The 17,459-nt window shown below is 72.0% G+C and carries 14 protein-coding genes, 4 tRNA genes and 1 pseudogene; 8 read left to right on the top strand and 11 right to left on the bottom strand.

What is annotated here, in order from left to right; all coding sequences use genetic code 11:
• Window positions 1-13: 13 nt before the first annotated feature.
• A complete protein-coding gene (locus tag AC3ANS_RS01765; protein WP_488294457.1) occupies window positions 14-682 on the top strand; it encodes a PaaI family thioesterase in 669 nt (222 codons plus the stop codon).
• A gap of 21 nt (window positions 683-703) precedes the next feature.
• Here the strand turns inward: AC3ANS_RS01765 and AC3ANS_RS01760 are convergent, their stop codons facing one another.
• The gene (locus AC3ANS_RS01760; RefSeq protein ID WP_488294456.1) at window positions 704-2,206 is read right to left on the bottom strand and encodes an NAD(P)/FAD-dependent oxidoreductase; all 1,503 of its coding nucleotides are present in this window, start codon (window positions 2,204-2,206) and stop codon (window positions 704-706) included.
• A gap of 283 nt (window positions 2,207-2,489) precedes the next feature.
• Here AC3ANS_RS01760 and AC3ANS_RS01755 point away from each other — a divergent pair, with 283 nt between their 5' ends.
• Window positions 2,490-3,413 carry an ATP-binding protein gene (locus AC3ANS_RS01755; RefSeq protein WP_488294455.1) on the top strand — a complete coding sequence of 308 codons (924 nt, stop codon included), beginning with the start codon at window positions 2,490-2,492 and terminating at the stop codon, window positions 3,411-3,413.
• A 22-nt stretch (window positions 3,414-3,435) separates the two neighbouring features.
• Here the strand turns inward: AC3ANS_RS01755 and AC3ANS_RS01750 are convergent, their stop codons facing one another.
• The 7 genes from AC3ANS_RS01750 to AC3ANS_RS01720 form a co-directional block, all read right to left on the bottom strand.
• Window positions 3,436-3,789: a metallopeptidase family protein gene (locus AC3ANS_RS01750; protein ID WP_488294454.1), complete on the bottom strand. Its 354-nt coding sequence runs from the start codon at window positions 3,787-3,789 to the stop codon at window positions 3,436-3,438.
• A gap of 90 nt (window positions 3,790-3,879) precedes the next feature.
• Window positions 3,880-3,956 (bottom strand) — tRNA-Asp (locus tag AC3ANS_RS01745).
• Window positions 3,957-4,062: 106 nt separating this feature from the next.
• Window positions 4,063-4,140: transfer RNA gene (locus AC3ANS_RS01740), tRNA-Glu, on the bottom strand.
• Window positions 4,141-4,164: 24 nt separating this feature from the next.
• A tRNA-Glu gene (locus AC3ANS_RS01735) sits at window positions 4,165-4,240 on the bottom strand.
• 63 nt (window positions 4,241-4,303) lie between these two features.
• Window positions 4,304-5,101: an alpha/beta fold hydrolase gene (locus AC3ANS_RS01730; RefSeq protein ID WP_488294453.1), complete on the bottom strand. Its 798-nt coding sequence runs from the start codon at window positions 5,099-5,101 to the stop codon at window positions 4,304-4,306.
• Window positions 5,102-5,178: 77 nt separating this feature from the next.
• On the bottom strand, window positions 5,179-5,583 hold the full coding sequence (locus AC3ANS_RS01725) for a MarR family winged helix-turn-helix transcriptional regulator (RefSeq protein ID WP_488294452.1): 405 nt from the start codon (window positions 5,581-5,583) through the stop codon (window positions 5,179-5,181).
• A gap of 170 nt (window positions 5,584-5,753) precedes the next feature.
• Window positions 5,754-6,359, bottom strand: coding sequence for a YceI family protein (locus AC3ANS_RS01720; RefSeq protein ID WP_488294451.1), 606 nt, complete (start codon window positions 6,357-6,359; stop codon window positions 5,754-5,756).
• A 207-nt stretch (window positions 6,360-6,566) separates the two neighbouring features.
• Between AC3ANS_RS01720 and AC3ANS_RS01715 the strand changes: the two genes are divergently transcribed.
• The 4 genes and pseudogenes from AC3ANS_RS01715 (at window position 6,567) to AC3ANS_RS01700 (ending at window position 8,401) form a co-directional block, all read left to right on the top strand.
• Window positions 6,567-6,643 (top strand) — tRNA-Phe (locus AC3ANS_RS01715).
• Window positions 6,644-6,876: 233 nt separating this feature from the next.
• Window positions 6,877-7,092, top strand: a pseudogene (locus AC3ANS_RS01710) (transposase); the annotation flags it as partial.
• Between the two features lie 95 nt (window positions 7,093-7,187).
• Complete coding sequence (locus AC3ANS_RS01705) at window positions 7,188-7,697, top strand: sigma-70 family RNA polymerase sigma factor (RefSeq protein WP_488294450.1); 510 nt, start codon at window positions 7,188-7,190, stop codon at window positions 7,695-7,697.
• Between the two features lie 275 nt (window positions 7,698-7,972).
• Complete coding sequence (locus AC3ANS_RS01700) at window positions 7,973-8,401, top strand: hypothetical protein (RefSeq protein WP_488294449.1); 429 nt, start codon at window positions 7,973-7,975, stop codon at window positions 8,399-8,401.
• 475 nt (window positions 8,402-8,876) lie between these two features.
• Here AC3ANS_RS01700 and AC3ANS_RS01695 read toward each other — a convergent pair whose 3' ends face one another.
• Complete coding sequence (locus tag AC3ANS_RS01695) at window positions 8,877-9,707, bottom strand: M23 family metallopeptidase (protein ID WP_488294448.1); 831 nt, start codon at window positions 9,705-9,707, stop codon at window positions 8,877-8,879.
• A 232-nt stretch (window positions 9,708-9,939) separates the two neighbouring features.
• On the opposite strand from AC3ANS_RS01695, the gene AC3ANS_RS01690 reads away from it, so the two are divergent.
• The gene (locus AC3ANS_RS01690; protein ID WP_488294447.1) at window positions 9,940-13,887 is read left to right on the top strand and encodes a Pls/PosA family non-ribosomal peptide synthetase; all 3,948 of its coding nucleotides are present in this window, start codon (window positions 9,940-9,942) and stop codon (window positions 13,885-13,887) included.
• Complete coding sequence (locus tag AC3ANS_RS01685; RefSeq protein ID WP_488294446.1) at window positions 13,884-15,194, top strand: M1 family metallopeptidase; 1,311 nt, start codon at window positions 13,884-13,886, stop codon at window positions 15,192-15,194. Before AC3ANS_RS01690 ends, AC3ANS_RS01685 begins: the two co-directional genes overlap by 4 nt.
• On the opposite strand, the gene AC3ANS_RS01680 is transcribed toward AC3ANS_RS01685, so the two are convergent.
• Window positions 15,148-15,726, bottom strand: a complete 579-nt coding sequence (locus AC3ANS_RS01680) for a hypothetical protein (RefSeq protein ID WP_488294445.1) — start codon at window positions 15,724-15,726, stop codon at window positions 15,148-15,150. The genes AC3ANS_RS01685 and AC3ANS_RS01680 overlap by 47 nt on opposite strands.
• A complete protein-coding gene (locus AC3ANS_RS01675) occupies window positions 15,723-17,261 on the bottom strand; it encodes a CYTH and CHAD domain-containing protein (protein WP_488294444.1) in 1,539 nt (512 codons plus the stop codon). The genes AC3ANS_RS01680 and AC3ANS_RS01675 overlap by 4 nt, the downstream gene beginning before the upstream one ends.
• Window positions 17,262-17,459: the final 198 nt, after the last annotated feature.

The following is a 17,459-nucleotide window of genomic DNA, read 5'->3' as shown; positions in this document are numbered from 1 at the left end:
CTAGGATCCGGGCGTGCCCGGATACGTGCAGGACGACATCACCGCCGAGGAGCTCGAGCGCCAGAAGGCGCTCTACGGGCCGTTCGCCCAAGCGGTGCGTGAGCTGGTCGACGCGACCATCCGCACCGAGGTCGACGACGACGAGATCCGGGCCGTCCAGGCCGAGGTCGAGGCGCTCACCGCGCGGCTGCGGGTCCGCCAGCTCGACGGGGCGTACGGCGTCCGCTTCGGGGCGACCGGCCGGGGCCGGCCGTGGGGCAACTCCGTGGTCGGGCTGCGCAACGCGATCGCCCCACCACTGGTCATCGACCACGACGAGACCGGCCGGGCCTGGTCGGACTTCCACCTGGGGGCGGCGTACGAAGGCCCCCCGGGCCTGGTCCACGGCGGCGTCTCGGCGTTGATCCTCGACCAGATGCTCGGCGAGGCGGCCGGGGCCGGCGGCAAGCCCGGGATGACCGGCACGCTGACGCTGCGCTACCGGCGCGGGACCCCGCTCGGCGACCTGCGCGCCGAGGCGTGGATCGACCGCAGCGAGGGGATCAAGACGTGGGCCAAGGGCCACCTGCGGGACGCCGAGGGCGTCACGGTGGAGGCCGAGGGCGTGTTCATCCTGCCCAGGTGGGCCCGCGAGGCGATCGCGGCGCAGGACCCCGCGGCGACCCCGAGCTACTTCGAGTGACCGACCGACCGGACGAGAGGGTCAGACCCGTTCGCCGGTCTTGACGCCGCGCTCACCGGCGTCGGTCAGCCGCGCCTCCTCCCGCGCCTGCGCCTCCAGCTCGGCGCGCCGCGTGGTCTCGAGCAGGTCGCGGGCCGCGTCGTAAGCACCCGGGTCGGAGACCAGGTCGGCGGCGCCGTGCTTGAGGCGGTTCAGCGCGCTGCGGGCGAAGATCTGCTGCTCGGTGGTGGTGCGCTCGGACCGGCCACGGCCCACGAACGAGACCGCCCAGTGCAGCAGCGCGGTGATGCGACTCTTGAACCCGGTGATGTAGATCAGGTGCAGCCCGAGCCACATCAGCCACGCGAGCACGCCGGTGATCCGGAGCCTGCCGATCATCGCCACCGCCCGGAAGCGGCTGATGATCGCCATCGAGCCCTTGTCGAAGTACTTGAACGGCCCCTGCGAGGGCTTGGACCGCAGCCGGTGGTCGATCTCCTTCGCGGCGTACTTGGCGCCCTGGATCGCGACCTGCGCGACGCCCGGGAGATTGTCGAGCGCGATCATGTCGCCCACGACGAAGACCTCCGGGTGACCCGGCAGCGTGAGGTCGGGGTTGACCGAGATCCGCCCCGCCCGGTCGAGGTGTGCGCCCGTCTGCTCCGAGAGCGTGCGCCCGAGCGAGCTGGCCTGGACGCCGGCGGCCCAGATCTTGGTCACGCTGTGGACGTGCTCGACCCGGCCGTCCTTGAACTTCATCTCGATGCCGCGCTCGTCGACGTCGGTGACCATCGCGCCGAGGACCACCTCGACGCCGAGCTTCTCCAGCTCGGTCTTGGTCTTCTCGCCGAGCTTGGCGCCGAACGGCGGCAGCACCTGCGGAGCGGCGTCGACCAGCATCACCCGCGCGGTGCGGGTGTTGATGTGGTGGAAGTCCTTGCGCAGCGTCCGCTGCGCCAGCTCGGCGATCTGGCCGGCCATCTCGACGCCGGTCGGACCGGCGCCCACGACGACGAACGTCAGCAGGTGGTCGACGTTCTCGCCGCGAGCCGCGCCCAGCTCGGCCATCTCGAACGCACCGAAGATCCGCCCCCGCAGCTCGAGGGCGTCGTCGATGCTCTTCATGCCGGGGGCGTACTCGGCGAACTGGTCGTTGCCGAAGTAGGACTGGCCGGCGCCGGCGGCCACGATCAGCGAGTCGTACGGCGTGACCGTCGGGCGGCCCAGCACGTGCGAGGTGACCGTGCGGGCCTCGAGGTCGATGTCGGTGACCTCGCCGAGCAGCACCGTGGCGTTCTTCTGGCCGCTGAGGATCTCGCGGGTCGGCGGGGCGATCTCGCCCTGGCTCAGGATGCCGGTCGCCACCTGGTAGAGCAGCGGCTGGAAGAGGTGGTGCGTGGTCTTCGCGACCATCGTCACGTCGACGTCGGCACGGCGCAGGGCCTTGGTGCCGAAGAGACCGCCGAAGCCCGAGCCGATGATCACGACCTGGTGCCGGCGAGACGGCGTACCTGTGATCGAACGCGTTGCCTCGGTGCCTGCCATGAGGGGCCTTTCGTACGACGTGGGGTTCCTATCGTGTCCAACAACCTCCCGTACCCGCATTCTTCCGGAGCACCCGTGTCGGGACACCTGGCGACGGGTACTGTCCGTCACACCGGCCCGGCGTTGCGGATCGCGTCGCCCCGGGGCCGTCTGGACCGCCGGATGCTCGGTGTCCGACGGATGTTTCATGCTGAAATCTCTCGGGTACACGAGCGGACACTGGCATCGTCGCCAGCCCTCCCCCGCCCGCCCGCCGCATCGCCCCTACGCCGTGGAGACCACCGTGCCGCTGAACAGGCCAGCCCTGTCCTTGGGCGCGGGTCCCCGTGGCGTGCAGGACGCACGCCGGTGGGTGGTCAGCACGTGCCACGACATCGGTCGCAGCGACCTGGTGGAGTGCGCCGAGCTCGGCGTCTCCGAGCTCGTCACCAACGCCTTGCTGCACGGAGCCCCGCCACTCTCGGTCCGGGTGCGCGGCACCCGCGAGCACCCGCGCGTGGAGGTGCGTGACGGCTCGCTCGAGCTCCCGCTGATGCCGACCGCCGTCCAGGACGAGGACGACCTGCTGCTGACCTTCGGGCGCGGGCTGAGCATCGTCGCGCGCTGCTCGGTGGCCTGGGGGGTCGAGGTCGAGGAGGACAGCAAGATCGTCTGGTTCACCCCGCGGGACCACGCGGGTGACGAGCTGGTGGAGGGCGTGGTCACCGGCGTGATCACCCCGTCGGTGCCAGCCGAGCCGTCGCCGGACGAGCTGCGTATCGAGATCCACGGCGTGCCGTTGCGCACGTTCGTGGGCTTCCAGCGTCACTACCGCGAGCTGCGCCGGGAGGTCCGTCTGCTCGCCCTGGCGCACGAGCACGAGTACCCGCTCGCCAAGGACCTCTCGGACCTGTTCGGGTCGCTCGAGCGCGACCTGCGTGACGGGATCGGTGCCGAGCAGATCGAGGAGGCGCTCCGGTCCGGGGCGGCCGCCGCCGACCTGCGCGTGGCGATGCCTCGGCAGACCGCGGCGACGATCGGGCGGTTCATCGAGCTGCTCGACCTGGCCGACGCCTTCTGCCGCGAGGAGCGGCTGCTGTCGCTGGCCCGGACCCCCGAGCAGCAGCGCTTCCAGCGGTGGTTCCTCAGCGAGTTCGTGCGCCAGGAGCAGGGCGACCCGCCCCGGACCTGGGACGACGCCGAGCTCGCGGACCGCAGCCTCTCCTGACCCGGCGGACGGGACGGTCGGGTCAGGCGTAGCCGAGGTCGTGCAGCCGCTCGTCGTCGATGCCGAAGTGGTGGGCGATCTCGTGCACGACCGTGATGCGCACCTCCTCGACCAGCTGTTGCTCGGTGTGGCACATCTCCAGCAGCGGCCGGCGGAACACGAAGATGCGGTCGGGCAACTCCATCATCGGCTCGCCCCACCGCTCGGTGAGCGCGATCCCGTCGTACAGGCCGAGCAGGTCGGGCTCTCCCGGCGGCGGCTCGTCCTCGACGAGCACGACGACGTTGCGCACCAGGGTGGCGATCTCGTCGGGGATGTCGTCGAGCGCACGGTCGACCAGAGCATCGAAGTCCGCCGCGCCCATCTCGATCGCCATGGCCCCATTGTGGGCTCGGCACCGAAACCGAACGCCTTGACCTGGCACGAAATGGCGAACGCCCCGGATCTCTCGATCCGGGGCATCTGCTGGCGACCCCGACGGGACTCGAACCCGCGGCCTCCGCCGTGACAGGGCGGCGCGCTAACCAACTGCGCTACGGGGCCTCGTGTGCTGCTCATGGTGCTGCTTCGCCTCGTTGCCGAAGCGGTGGGAACTCTAACCTACAGACCGCGCCCGCTCCCAATCGAGGCCCGGGCCGGGCGAGATTCGCACCCCCAACGGGATTCGAACCCGTGCTACCGACGTGAAAGGGCGGGGTCCCGAGCAGCCCGCCCGCTAGACGATGGCTCCCATCGTCCGACCGCAAGGAGCTGGCACCCCCAACGGGATTCGAACCCGTGCTACCGCCGTGAAAGGGCGGGGTCCTGGGCCGCTAGACGATGGGGGCCGGACACGCTTCGAGACAGCATAGGGTCGGTTCTCGACCGGCTCCAAAGCGAGCCGGGCACGCTCAGCTGCGGGTCTCGACGAACTCCCACACGACATCGGTGAGCGTGTCGGGCGCCTCGACCTGGGGCAGGTGGCCGACCTCGGGCAGCAGCCGGTAGCCGGCCCCGGGGATCGCGGCCGCATAGGCACGGCCGTACGCCGGGTCCGCGATCCGGTCCGCCTCGCCCCAGACGACCAGCGTCGGCGAGGCCACCGCGGCGAGGCGGCCGGCGAGCGTGGGGTCGGCCATCGCGCGACCGGCGTACGTCTCGAGCGCGACGCGGTTGCCGGCCATCGCCGCCCGCGCCGGCTCGGGGAGCGCGGTCGGGTCCAGGGCGAAGCGCGCCGGGTCGTGGTAGCTGCGGTCGGCGAGCTCGGCGAAGTCCAGCTCGAAGAAGTCGACGACCGGGTGGCCGGGGACCTCGATGCCGACCGCGTCGACGAGGGCCTGCCGGGCAACGCGCGGGGAGCCGAGCAGCGCGAGCTCGGCCGCGATCCAGCCGCCGATGGAGTTGCCGACCACCGTGACCTCATCGACGTCCAGGGCGTCGATGAGCGCCGCGTAGGTCCGCGCGAGATCTCCGATGGAGGCCAGCCCGGCCGGCCGCGGGGTGCCGGCGAAGCCCGGGTGGACGGGGGTGAGCACCCGCGCCGGCCGGGTCGCGGCCAGCCGCTCCGCCCACGGGTTCACGGTGAGCGGCCCGCCACCGCCATGGAGGAGCAGCACCGTGCTGCCCTGGCCGCGCGCGGAGACCTCGAGGTCGACGCGCCCGAGGTCGGGGACGTCGAGGGTGATGGCGGAGGGGGCGGAGTCGGTCACGTGCCGAATATATCAGGTTCCTTAGATCAAGGTCCTTATCAAGCGCGCACCGTCGTCCCGACCCCGAGCGGGACCGGTCAGCCGAGGCTCTCGAGGAGCAGGGCGTGCAGGGTCTCGCGGTCCTGGCGTCCCAGGCGGCCGACCGTCTCCTCGAGGACGCCGTCGAACACCGTCGAGCCGGCCACGCGTGCCTCCTCGCCGGGCCCGGTGATGCGGTGCCGCACCGCGCGCCCGGGCCCCTCGACCCGCTCGAGCAGGCCGCGGTCGACCATCCGGCGGGCGAGCTCGCCCATGGACTGGTCGGTCTGGAAGGTCAGCTCGGCCAAGGCGTGCAGGGACGCGTCGGGCCGCTGGTGGAGGTGGCGCAGCACGTCCCACTGGACCAGGGAGAGCCCGATCGAGGCGAGCCGGCGGTTGGCCTCGCGGTGGTGGTGCCACTGCAGGCGCTTGACCGCGAGGCCGACGTCCTGGACCGACACCATGCGGCCAGCATAGGCATCTATCTCAGGAACCTTGCCCGGAACTCGTGAGCGCGGGCCGGTGCGGGCCGGCGGTGGGCGATCCACGCCCACGAGGGCGGCCGAGGTGGATCAGGCACCGCCCGCCTGGGGCGGCCCGGCCAGGTGGGCCGGGCCGTCCTCGACGTGGTCGGTCAGGCGTTCTTGATCGCCGAGACGTCGAACTCGAGCTTGATCTTCTCCGAGACGAGCACGCCGCCGGTCTCGAGCGCGGCGTTCCACGCGAGGCCCCAGTCCTTGCGGTTGATGGCGGTCGCACCCTCGAAGCCGACGCGGAGGTTGCCGAACGGGTCGCGGGCCGAGCCGGCCTCCTCGAACTCGACGGTCACCGGCTTGCTGACGCCCTTGATCGTGAGGTCGCCCGTGATCGCCCAGTCGGTGCCGTCGCGCTCGACCTTCGTCGAGACGAAGGTGATCGCCTGGTGGTTCTCGACATCGAAGAAGTCCGCGGAGACCAGGTGCCCGTTGCGGTCGGCGACACCGGTGTCGATGCTCTCGGCCTTGATCGAGAGCCGGACCGACGACGCGGCGGGGTCGACGGTGTCGATGTGGGCGGTGCCCTCGAAGTCGCTGAAGTGCCCGCGGACCGTGGTCACCATCGCGTGGCGGGCACTGAACCCGATCCGGGTGTGGGTGGGGTCGATCGTGTAGTCGCCGGCGACGTCCGCGACGGCGGTGCTCGAGTCGGTGGCCGGCTCGGCGACCAGCGTGGTGGTGGACTTGCGGGAGAAGAGGCCCATGTCGGTGCTCCTGAGACGATGTGGTGGAAAGTTCAACCACTTCAATGCAGGGGGGGCGCGATTCATTCCCGATCCTCGACGGCGCCAACTTTTCGCCCCGCGCGTCCCGATGTGAGACAGCACGCCCGGCCCCTGTATGCTTCTGCAGGTCCAAGGGACCTCGGGATGCGTCTGTGCAGGTCAGCAACGCGTTTCGACCTTGGAGTGGGGCAGGTAGCTCAGTTGGTACGAGCGTCCGCCTGAAAAGTGGAAGGTCGGCGGTTCGACCCCGCCCCTGCCCACCACCACCGCGGGTCTCTGACCTGCGAAGACGAAGCCCCCGCCGGGAGTCCCGGCGGGGGCTTAGTCGCCTCCAGCTGCGGTTCCCATTGCAGTTGGGCTCGCCGCAACGCGAAAGGGTGCGCGTCGGTCTTGGGCGGGTCGGGACCGACGGATCGACGACGGTGGGCGGCCAGACTGGATGGCTCCGCTGGCGTGCAGATGCATGCCACTCTGCATGCGCCAGGCAGCGGCCCCCACCGTGATCATCGACCTCACTCCGATCCGCGACGGCACCGGCACCGCCCGGCCGCTAGACATGATGGAGGGACGCTCCAAGCAGGCGTTCAAGAGCTGGCTCGCCGCACGCCCGAGGCGTAGCACGACGGGGATCGAGGTCGTCGCGATGGACGGGTTCAGCGGCCTCAAGACCGCCACCGAAGAGCTACCCGACGCGGGCGCGGTCATGGATCCCTGCGCCCCACGCGGCGCGTGGTCGCGTGGTGGGCCGCGCCGAAACCTGCGGGCGCTATGTGGAACCAACTGCGGCCCAAGCGAAGTCTTATCTCCGTGAGCCCCCTAGACGATGACTACGCGGCGTTCGTTCACCGGTTGCGGACACCGCTACTGCGGGCGGCGATGATGCTCGGCTGTGCTCAGCACGACGCTGAGGACGCGGTACAGGCAGCCTTGCTCAAGGCCTACGTCCACTGGCCGAAGGTTCGTAAGGCCCACAACCCGGAAGCGTACGTCTATCGGATCCTCTTCAACAGCGTACGCACCGAGGCGCGTCGCGCCTATCGGCACCGTGAGCTCGCCATGGCCAATCCCAACCTTGCGCAACGCAACTCCCGCGATCTTACTGACGATTCTGAGGATGCGGACGTCGCGATCGAAGCCCTTCAGAGACTCGCTCCGGAACACCGTGAGATCTTGCTAGTTCGCTTCTATTTGGAGCTTAGCGTGAGTGACACCGCAAGACTACTAAAGATCCGTCTAGGGACCGTCAAGAGTCGGTCCTCCCGGGCACTTGCTGAGATATCGAAATTTGCGCCAAATGCAGACATGGATAGGGGATGACGCTAATGAATACAACTGAGGAAACTGCGCGTGAATGGATTACTCGCGCGGCCGCACGATTGCCGAGCAGCCATGCCGATCCTTACCAGCTGACGAAGAAGGGTCGAGTTCTGCGTCGCCGCCGACACGTCGCGTTCGCGGGTGGGATAATAGTCCCAGTCTCCTTGCTTGCCGCGGGGACAACGTGGCTCGACGGACGGGCGCCAGCGCCGGATGTCAGTGCGGGCGCCGGTCGCGGGGAGGCATCCGATCCGTTTGGTGATGGGGTCCCGGCAGTGGAGCTCGAACCGGGCGAGGTTTGCCCGAAGATGCAGGAAGTCACCGTAGACCGCGTCGAGGCGGGGCCCGTGACAGTCGTACTCCCCGATGAGACACGAGCCGGGTTCTCCGTCACTGGCGCTGGCTTCTGCAACGGAAGCGAGGTCCAGCCGGTCATCCTTCTCGGAGATGCGCCCGCATGGATCTTCTACGAGGAAGCGCCTCCAGGCGCCGGGGTGCGCGAGTGGTTTGCCAGATTGGCAACGCAATGGGGTGGGACCGTCGGCGAACTGAACGGCATGTCTGTGTATATGAGTTCCGGCTCTGAAGCGGGTGCGGTCGATCAGATACTGGTTGCATTGAAGTCGGGCGGCATCGCCCGCGTCCAAGGACCGAGAGGAAGTTTGGACGACCGGCTGGAGCGAATCGCTTCAAGCCTGAGTTGAAGCCGCCTGTAGCTAGTTGGCGAGCGTGATGAGTACGCCCGCCGGGTAACAGGTAAGTGCCAGCCTGAACACTGATCTACCGATGAAAGTGCCGCCGTGAGTACGGCGCAGAACGAGGAGGCCCCTTCTGGGCTAGAGGCTCTGGACCTGAGTCGGGCCTCTCGGTCGTTTGAGGGCACTCGGAACGCTCTGACCAGAGTTCCACGTCCATCCTCTCGGGGCCCGCTCACGCAGCTCGTCGGGATAGCTCCTGGGTGCTGCCATGACTCTCGTCCCGCACGGATTGACAGCCACCATCAGGCCCGCGGTCCACCCCCCTTTCTCTAGGACCAAGGCCGCCGGGGAGCCTCAGGAAGGTCAAGCTTCCAAGGTCGGCGGTTCGACCCCGCCCCTGCCCACCACCACCGGGGGTCTCCGGACCGCGGGACGAGGCCCCCGCCGGGTTCGGCGGGGGCCTCGTCGCACGTTCGGGGCCTCAGGGACGTACGCCGTGCTGCTCGAGGGCGACCTCGGGGTCGACGGGATCGCCGCCCCCGGGCCGGACCTCGAAGTGCAGGTGCGGACCGGTGACGTTGCCGGTGGCTCCGACCGCGCCGATCGAGGCGCCCGTGCCCACCTGGGTGCCGACGCGGACGTCGGTGCGTGAGAGGTGGGCATACCAGGTCTCGGTGCCGTCGGGGAGCGTGATCTCGATCCGGTTGCCGTAGGCGCCCGCCCAACCGACGGACGTCACCGTGCCGGCCGCCGCTGCTCTGACCGGGGTGCCGGTCGGGGCAGCGAAGTCCAGACCGGTGTGGGTCGAGGACCACAGGCTGCTGGTCTCACCGAAGCGCGCGGTCAGGTGATAGTCGGCGACGGGGGTCATCCAGTCGGCCCCGCCGAACCACAGCACGGAGTGCGGCGTCGCCCGCAGCATCGCCGACAGCTGCCGGTCGGCCCACCTCGCGTGCTTGATCTCCAGCTGTCGCTGGCGGGTGCGCGCGGTCGGCGGCTCCGCGGTCCTCCGCGCCGGCGCCGACGGGCGGGCGCGAGCCGCAGGTTCCGACGCCGACCGTGGCTCGACGGCCGTCGTGGGCGCGGCGGTGGCGCTGCGCGAGGACTCTGCCGCCCGGGCCGCAGGAGCAGCCGCAGGTGCCGGCGCGGTCGAGCGGGTCGCGAGCACCGGCGGGTCCGCGACGGCGGTCGCGCTCACCTCGTCCGCGGTGGCCATCGAGACGACCTGGGCCGCGGTGACCCCGACGTACCCGGCGGCACCCGCCGCGAGGATCGAGCCCACGCCGACCCAGGAGACCAGAAGGCTCTTCACGGTCGGCCCAGGAGGGCGGATCGGTCGACGTGCACGGACTACCTCGAGACGGACGGGCGGCTGCTCGCAAGGCCAATCGGCACGAGACGCGGGATACTGAACGAACCGCCGCGGACTTCCAGAGAGGCGGCCGCGAGATGCCGTCACCGACCGTTCACCTTGGTCCACGAGACTCGCGCCTCGTGGCCCCTGGACCGAACCGACCGACCCGTCGTCGACAGGGCGCTCGCCGGTGACGCTGCTCCGATCGGACCGCGCGCCGCAGCCGCGGACGCTGGTCGACGTCTTCCGCGACACCCAGCTGGCGCACCCCGAGGCACCCGCGCTCGACAACGGGGCCGAGGTCCTCACCTACACCGAGCTCGGCGAGGCCGCCGAGGAGGTGGCCGCCGCGCTGCACCAGTTGGGGATCGGCCCCGGCGACCGGGTGGGCGTCCGGGTCAGCTCCGGCACCGTCGAGCTGTACGTCGTGATCCTGGGGATCATGCTCGCCGGCGCGGCGTACGTGCCGGTCGACGCGGACGACCCCGACGAGCGCGCCCGCACGGTGTTCGGCGAGGCGAGCGTCGCGGCCGTGATCGGGGAGGCCGTCACGATCGCCATCCACGGCACCCCGCGCTCCCCCATCGAGCCGGACGGCCCGACCCCGCTCGACGACGCGTGGGTGATCTTCACCTCCGGGTCGACCGGGACCCCCAAGGGCGTCGCGGTCACCCACCGCTCGGCCGCCGGTCTCGTCGACGCCGAGGCCCGGTTGTTCCTGCAGGAGTGCCCCCTGGGGCCCGGGGACCGGGTGATGGCCGGCCTGTCGGTCGCCTTCGACGCCTCGTGCGAGGAGATCTGGCTGGCCTGGCGGCACGGGGCCTGCCTGGTGCCGGCGCCACGCTCGCTGGTGCGCTCCGGCATGGACCTGGGCCCGTGGCTGATCGCCAACGACATCACCGTGGTGTCGACGGTCCCCACGCTGGTCCTGCTCTGGCCCGTCGAGGCCCTCGCCGCCGTCCGGCTGCTGATCCTCGGTGGCGAGGCGTGCCCGCCCGAGATCGGCAGCCGGTTCGCGACCGCGGAGCGGGAGGTGTGGAACACCTACGGCCCCACCGAGGCAACCGTGGTCTCGTGCGGCGCCCGGCTCAGCGGCGACGGTCCGGTGCGGATCGGGCTGCCGCTCGACGGCTGGGACCTCGCGGTGGTCGACCAGGCCGGGCTGCCGGTGGCGCCGGGTGAGGCCGGCGAGCTCATCATCGGCGGCATCGGGCTGGCGCGGTACCTCGACCCGGAGAAGGACGCCGAGAAGTTCGCGCCGATGCCGACCCTCGGGTGGGAGCGTGCCTACCGCAGCGGCGACGTGGTGCGCCACGAGGAGGAGGGACTGGTCTTCGTCGGGCGGGCCGACGACCAGGTCAAGATCGGGGGCCGGCGCATCGAGCTCGGCGAGATCGACAACACCCTGCTCGCGCTCCCCGGGGTGACCGGTGCCGCCGCGGCCGTGCGGACGACGGGCGCCGGCAACCGGCTGCTGGTCGGCTACGTCGCGGTCGACGAGACCTTCGACGGCGTACGCGCCATCGAGCACCTGCGGCGCACGATGCCGGCGGCCCTGGTCCCGCGGCTCGCCCGCGTGGACGACCTCCCGACCAAGACTTCGGGCAAGATCGACCGCGACGCGCTCCCGTGGCCGGTGCCCGGGGCGGAGGGGCCAGCCGGGCGGCGGCTCGAGGGCACGGCCGCCTGGCTGCAGGACCTGTGGAGCGAGATCCTCGGCGCGGAGGCCGGCAGCGGCACCGACGACTTCTTCGACCTCGGCGGCGGCAGCCTGACCGCCGCGCAGCTGGTCGGGCGCCTGCGCGCCCGGTTCCCGGACACGACCGTGGCCGACGTCTACGAACACCCCACCCTCGACGGCCTGGCCGGCCTGCTCGACGCGATGTCGTCGACGTCGGCCTCGGCCGCGAACCGGCCGGTCCCGCCTGTGCCGCTCAAGACCCAGACCGGGCAGGTCGTCGCGAACGTCGGGCTGCGGACCATCAGCGGGCTGCGGTGGCTCACCTGGACCGCTGCCGGCGCCGATGTCGCGTCCTCCTCCCTGGACCTCGCCTGGGTGCCGACCGTCTCCTGGTGGTGGGTCGGGATCGGCTGGCTGCTGCTGGTGTCACCGCCCGGCCGGATGGCGCTCGCCGCCCTGGGCGCACGTGCGCTGCTGCACGGCGTCGGCCCGGGCGTGTACCCGCGCGGCGGGCGGGTCCACCTGCGTCTGTGGCTCGCCGAGCGGCTGGCCGACGAGATGGGCGCGGCCAACCTGGCCGGTGCGGCCTGGCTGCGCGTGTACGCCCGGGCGCTCGGTGCCCGGGTCGGCCGGCACGTCGACCTCCACTCGCTGCCCCCGGTGACCGGCATGCTGCGGCTCGGCACCGCCTGCTCGATCGAGCCCGAGGTGGACCTGCGCGGGCACTGGCTCGACGGGGACGTCCTGCACCTCGGCGCGATCGACATCGGCCCCCTGGCGCGGATCGGCGCCCGCAGCATGCTCGCGCCCGGCGCCCGGATCGGGAAGCGGGCCGAGATCGCACCCGGGTCGGCCGTCTTCGGTGAGGTGCCCGAGGGCGAGGCGTGGTCGGGCGCGCCCGCCACGCACGCCGGCCCGGCCCGCGGCCCGTGGGACGACGCCCCGGCGAACCGCCCGGTGTGGATCCTCGGGTACGCCGCGATCGCGGCGGCCATCTCGCTCCTGCCCCTGCTGGCGATCCTCGTCGGCATGCTCGTCACCGCCCCCGGCGTACGCGACACCGCATCGCTCGGCGAGGCGACCGGCGCGGCACTCGTGCGCCTGCCGGTGCTGGTGCTCGTGGCAGCCGGCTGCCTGCTCGTCACCGTGTGGGCGCTGGTCCGGCTGCTCTCGCTCGGGCTGGAGGAGGGGCACTATCCCGTGCACGGGCTGCGGGCCTGGCAGGCCTGGTCGATCCTGCGGGTCCTCGACGAGTCGCGCACCTGGCTGTTCCCGCTCTACTCCAGCTGGCTCACCCCGACCTGGCTGCGGGCGCTCGGCGCCCACGTCGGCAAGGACACCGAGGCCTCGACCGTCCTGCTGATCCCCAAGCTGACCTCGGTCGGCGACGGCGCGTTCCTGGCCGACGACACCCTGCTCGGCGGCTACGAGCTCGGCGGTGGATGGCTGCGGATCGGGCGCGTCAAGGTCGGCAAGCACGCGTTCGTCGGCAACTCCGGGATGACCGCGCCCGGACGCAAGGTGCCCAAGCAGGGCCTGGTGGCGGTGCTGTCCGCCGCCCCTCGGCGTACGAAGGCGAAGGCCGGGTCGGCCTGGCTCGGCAGCCCGCCGACCCGGCTGCGCCGCGATGCGCACGAGACGGACCAGAGCCGCACTTACCGACCCGCCACCCGGCTCCGGGTGGCGCGCGCGGCCGTCGAGCTGCTCCGCGTGGTGCCCGTGCTGGTCCACTTCGTCATCGTGCTCGCGGTCGTGGCGCTCCTGGTGCTGGTCGCGGACCGGGCCGGATGGTGGGTCGCGGCGGTGGTCTCGGGCCTGGTCCTGATGGCCGGCGGGGCCGTGGCGGCCGGGGTGACCGCGGCCGCGAAGTGGGTCATCGTCGGGCGCCTGCGCCCCGGCGACCATCCGCTGTGGAGCTCGTTCGTGTGGCGCAACGAGCTGGCCGACACGTTCGTGGAGTACGTCGCCGCGCCGTGGTTCGCCCGCGCCGCCACCGGGACCCCCGTGCTCAACCTGTGGCTGCGCTCGCTGGGCTGCCGGATCGGCAAGGGCGTCTGGTGCGAGACCTACTGGCTGCCCGAGGCCGACCTGGTCCACCTGCACGACGGCGCCACCGTCAACGAGGGCTGCGTCGTGCAGACCCACCTGTTCCACGACCGGGTGCTGAGCATGGACACCGTGACGCTGGGGGCCGGGGCGACCCTGGGGCCGCACAGCGTGATCCTCCCGGCCGCCGTGCTTGGACCGCACGCTACGGTCGGGCCGGTGTCGTTGGTCATGCGCGGGGAGTCGGTCCCGGCCAAGACACGGTGGATCGGCAATCCCATCGGCCCCTGGGCCGACGAGCTGCCCACCGACGCGCAGCACGGCGACGAGCAGCACAGGGACGAACAGCACAGGGACGAGCAGCACAGGGAGGGCGAGGCGACGGTGCCGGCTTCGAGAAGCGAACCGTGAAGGTGTCCGTGCCCGCGTCGGACGACTACTTCCCCGGCTTCGGTGACCCGCGCTACGGGGTGACGCACTACGACCTGCGCCTGGACTACCGCGTCGACGGCAACAGGCTCGACGGGCACGCCGAGATCGAGGCCGTGGCGCACGAGGACCTCGACGAGCTCGCCCTCGACCTCCACGGCCTGGAGGTCGACCGGGTGCGAGTCGACGTCACCCCGGTGGCCCGCTACACCCACAAGCAGGACCGGCTGGTGGTGCGGACGCGGCGCACGATCGCCGCCGGCAGCACGTTCCGCGTGGTCGTGCGCTACCACGGGCGCCCCCGGCCGGTCGCCGACGGCGACGACGGGATGGGCTGGGAAGAGCTGACCGACGGCGTGCTGGTCGCCGGACAGACCAACGGCGCGCCGACCTGGTTCCCGTGCAACGACCGCCCCGACGACAAGGCGGCGTACCGCATCGAGGTGACCGCTCCCGCGGCGTACCACGTGGTCGCGAACGGGGCCCTGTCCTCGCGTCGGCAGGGGGCCGGGGCCACGACCTGGGTCTACGAGCAGCGCGAGCCGATGGCGACGTACCTCGCCACGGTCCAGATCGGGCGGTACGTCGCCCGCCAGCTGCCCGGCGCCGTCGTGCCGATGACCGCGGTGCTGCCACCCGAGCGGCTCGCGGACTTCGAGTCCGGATTCGGCCGGCAGGTGGACATGATGACGTTCTTCGTCGAGCGGTTCGGGCCCTACCCGTTCTCCTCCTACACCGTGGTGATCACCGACGACCCGCTGGAGATCCCGCTGGAGGCCCAGACCTTGTCGATCTTCGGGTCCAACTTCCTCACCGACGACTGGGACTCGGTGCGGTTGGTCGCCCACGAGCTCGCGCACCAGTGGTTCGGCAACGCGGTGACGGCCTCGTCGTGGCGCGACATCTGGCTGCACGAGGGGTTCGCCTGCTACGCCGAGTGGCTCTGGTCGGAGGAGTCGGGCGGCCCGACCGCGCAGGAGCGCGCCGAGGAGCACTGGCACCGCCTCGACGACCTCCCCCAGGACCTGCTGCTCGGCGACCCGGGCGCCGCGGACATGTTCGACGACCGGGTCTACAAGCGCGGGGCGCTGACCCTGCACGCGCTGCGCACGCAGATCGGCGACGACACGTTCTTCACGCTGCTGCGGGAGTGGGTGCACCGCCACGCCCACGGGTCGGTCAACACGACGCAGTTCACCGAGCTCGCGCACGAGCTGGCCGGCCAGTCGCTGGGCGAGCTGTTCACGGAGTGGCTGTGGCGCGAGCAGCTCCCGGCGTTGCCGGGCTGACCAGCACCGTCACCGGGTCGGTGGTCAGCACCGCGACCGCTGCCGCGTAGCCGGGGACCGTCTCGACGTCGTACAGGCGCACGATCGGGGGGTCCGCCTCCGGCCACCCGATCAGCTCCGGCTCTTCCTCCGGAGCGCTGAGCCGGATCGTCGTCGGGTCCAGCCGCAGTCCGTGGCCCGTGGCCTTGAGCACCGCCTCCGTGCGCACCCAGGTCACGGTGCTCGACCTGGGTCCGGCGGCGTCCGCCCGCTCGACGTCCACGCCGACCGGTGCGGTGTCACACACCGCGACGACGGTGAGCCCGGCGGCCCTGCTGATGCTCAGGTGCGGCTCGGAGCGGCCGGCCAGCACCGGGCGGCCATGGTCGGCCGCTCCACACCACGGGCAGAGCCGGTGCACTGCATGCTCGCCTGCGACCAGCACGTCGGTCCCCAGCACGTCGGCCGCCAGTAGGTCGGCGAGCATCCGGTCCGCCAGCGCCCGGTCGGCGCCGTGCGCCCACACGACCCGGACGGTCGGCCCACCGTTCATCGCCGGAGCCAGCTCCGCAGACCGGAGGGTGTGGGCAGGTCGGCGTACACGCTCGGGTAGCGCGCCTCGAGGTCTGCGGCGCGCGCCTCCTCCAGGGCGTGGAGGCGACCGAACGTGAAGCCGTTCTCGTTGCCGAGGTGGGCGCGGACGCCGAGGTCGCGCAGCATCTGCCGGGCGACGACGGTGTCCTGGTGCTCACCGAGCACCTGCTGCACGGCCTGCGCCCGCGCGGCCAGCGCCGAGGCGCGCTCGCCGTACGCCGGAGCGGCGACCTCGGCCGAGTAGCGCAACCGCTTGGCGGCCTTGCGGATCTCGTGCAGGGCGCGGTCCCTCCCGTCGGCGGAGTCCGCCGCAAGGTAGGCCCGGTGGCGCTTGCGCACCCGGCGCAGGTCGGCGCGCAGCAGCTCGGGGACCAGGCGACGAGCGGGCCGGTCGGCCTCGGGGAGCAGCGGCGGCTCGACCAGGACGGCCTCCAGGCGGTCCAGCAGCCGGAAGTACCGCTCGCCGTCGAGCTGCTCGCGGGCCGAGGCTCGCGCCGACCGGAACGCATCGCGCAGCTCGTCGTCGATCCGGGCTGCCACCGGTCCGAGCACCAGCACCGGCGGCTGGCCGGCGACCATGCTGAGCAGGCGCTCGCGGACCACCTGGGCATCGCGAGCCGGGGCGAGCATCTCGCCCAGCCAGCGCAGCTCGTCGCGGACCGTGCGGGTCGCCTCGGGGTCGAGCACCTCGGCGTACGCCGCCAGCGCGGAGCGGAGCCGGCGCGCCGCGATCCGCAGCTGGTGGACACCCTCCTGGTCGCCCGATCGCAGCCGCCGGTCCTCGGCTTGCAGCCGCTCGAAGTGCTCGGTCAGGTAGGCACGGAGCACCTCGCCGGTCGAGGCCTTCGGGCCGACCGGGGCGAGCGCGCGCCACGACGGGCCGGGTGGCAGGGACTCCGCCAGCACCCGGCCGAGCTTGGAGGCGCTGGCCGACGGGGTGGCCCCGGCCTCGACCAGGACGGGGACGGCCGCGGCCAGCAGGTCCTCGGGGCCGTCGACCAGCTCGAGCTCCCACTCCCGCCACTGCTCGGCGTCCGCCGTGCCCCCGGCGGTGCCGGCCTCGACCCGGTCGTCGCACAGCTCGGCCAGCACCCGTCCCTCGGCGTCGAGGAGTCGGTGGACCCGGCGGCGGGTGCGCACCACGGCGACGGGGACGAGCGGGTGGTCGCGGACGATCGCGCGCACCCGATCGACCAGCTCACCCGGAGCACCGTCGTCCAGGTCGCCGAGCGGCGCGTGCACCTCCTCGCGGCGGCCCTCACCGGCGGGCAGCTTGAGGTGCCAGCCGTCGTCGACGCCGCCGACCCGGCGACGCAGGGTGACCCGGGCGGTCAGGAGCGCCAGACTCTCGGTGTCGAGGTACGTCGCGGTCTGGTCGAGCTCCTCGACCGGAGCCACCCGGTCGACCCCCGGCAGCCCGGACAGGTCGGGGACGTCGCCACCGTCGGGGGCGACGTCGTACTTGGTCTCCACCTCGTAGAACTGCCCAGACATCGGCCGCCTCGCTCTCGGTGCCGGATCGAGCTCGTGCGGGACGAAGTCTCCCACCGGTCCCCGTCCCACCGGTCCCCAGCCCACTTGCCCGGCCCACCCGTGACCAGGGTCCAGAGACCCGAGCCGACCGTGGCGCAGGCCACCCCGACGGGGCTCGGAGGCCGAGACCCCCGGGGGCTGTTCACCTTCGTGTGGTCA

Source organism: Nocardia sp. 149-1B (assembly GCF_057747975.1).
Note: the sequence above shows the minus strand (reverse complement) of the source record. Positions and strands in the feature narration are given on the sequence as shown.

Excerpts from the sequence above, each read along its gene's own strand:
- AC3ANS_RS01720 (WP_488294451.1), bottom strand. The coding sequence starts at position 6,359 with ATGGGCCTCTTCTCCCGCAAGTCCACCACCACGCTGGTCGCCGAGCCG.
- AC3ANS_RS01680 (WP_488294445.1), bottom strand. The coding sequence starts at position 15,726 with ATGAACGGTGGGCCGACCGTCCGGGTCGTGTGGGCGCACGGCGCCGAC.
- AC3ANS_RS01750 (WP_488294454.1), bottom strand. The coding sequence starts at position 3,789 with ATGGCGATCGAGATGGGCGCGGCGGACTTCGATGCTCTGGTCGACCGT.
- AC3ANS_RS01725 (WP_488294452.1), bottom strand. The coding sequence starts at position 5,583 with ATGGTGTCGGTCCAGGACGTCGGCCTCGCGGTCAAGCGCCTGCAGTGG.
- AC3ANS_RS01760 (WP_488294456.1), bottom strand. The coding sequence starts at position 2,206 with ATGGCAGGCACCGAGGCAACGCGTTCGATCACAGGTACGCCGTCTCGC.
- AC3ANS_RS01675 (WP_488294444.1), bottom strand. The coding sequence starts at position 17,261 with ATGTCTGGGCAGTTCTACGAGGTGGAGACCAAGTACGACGTCGCCCCC.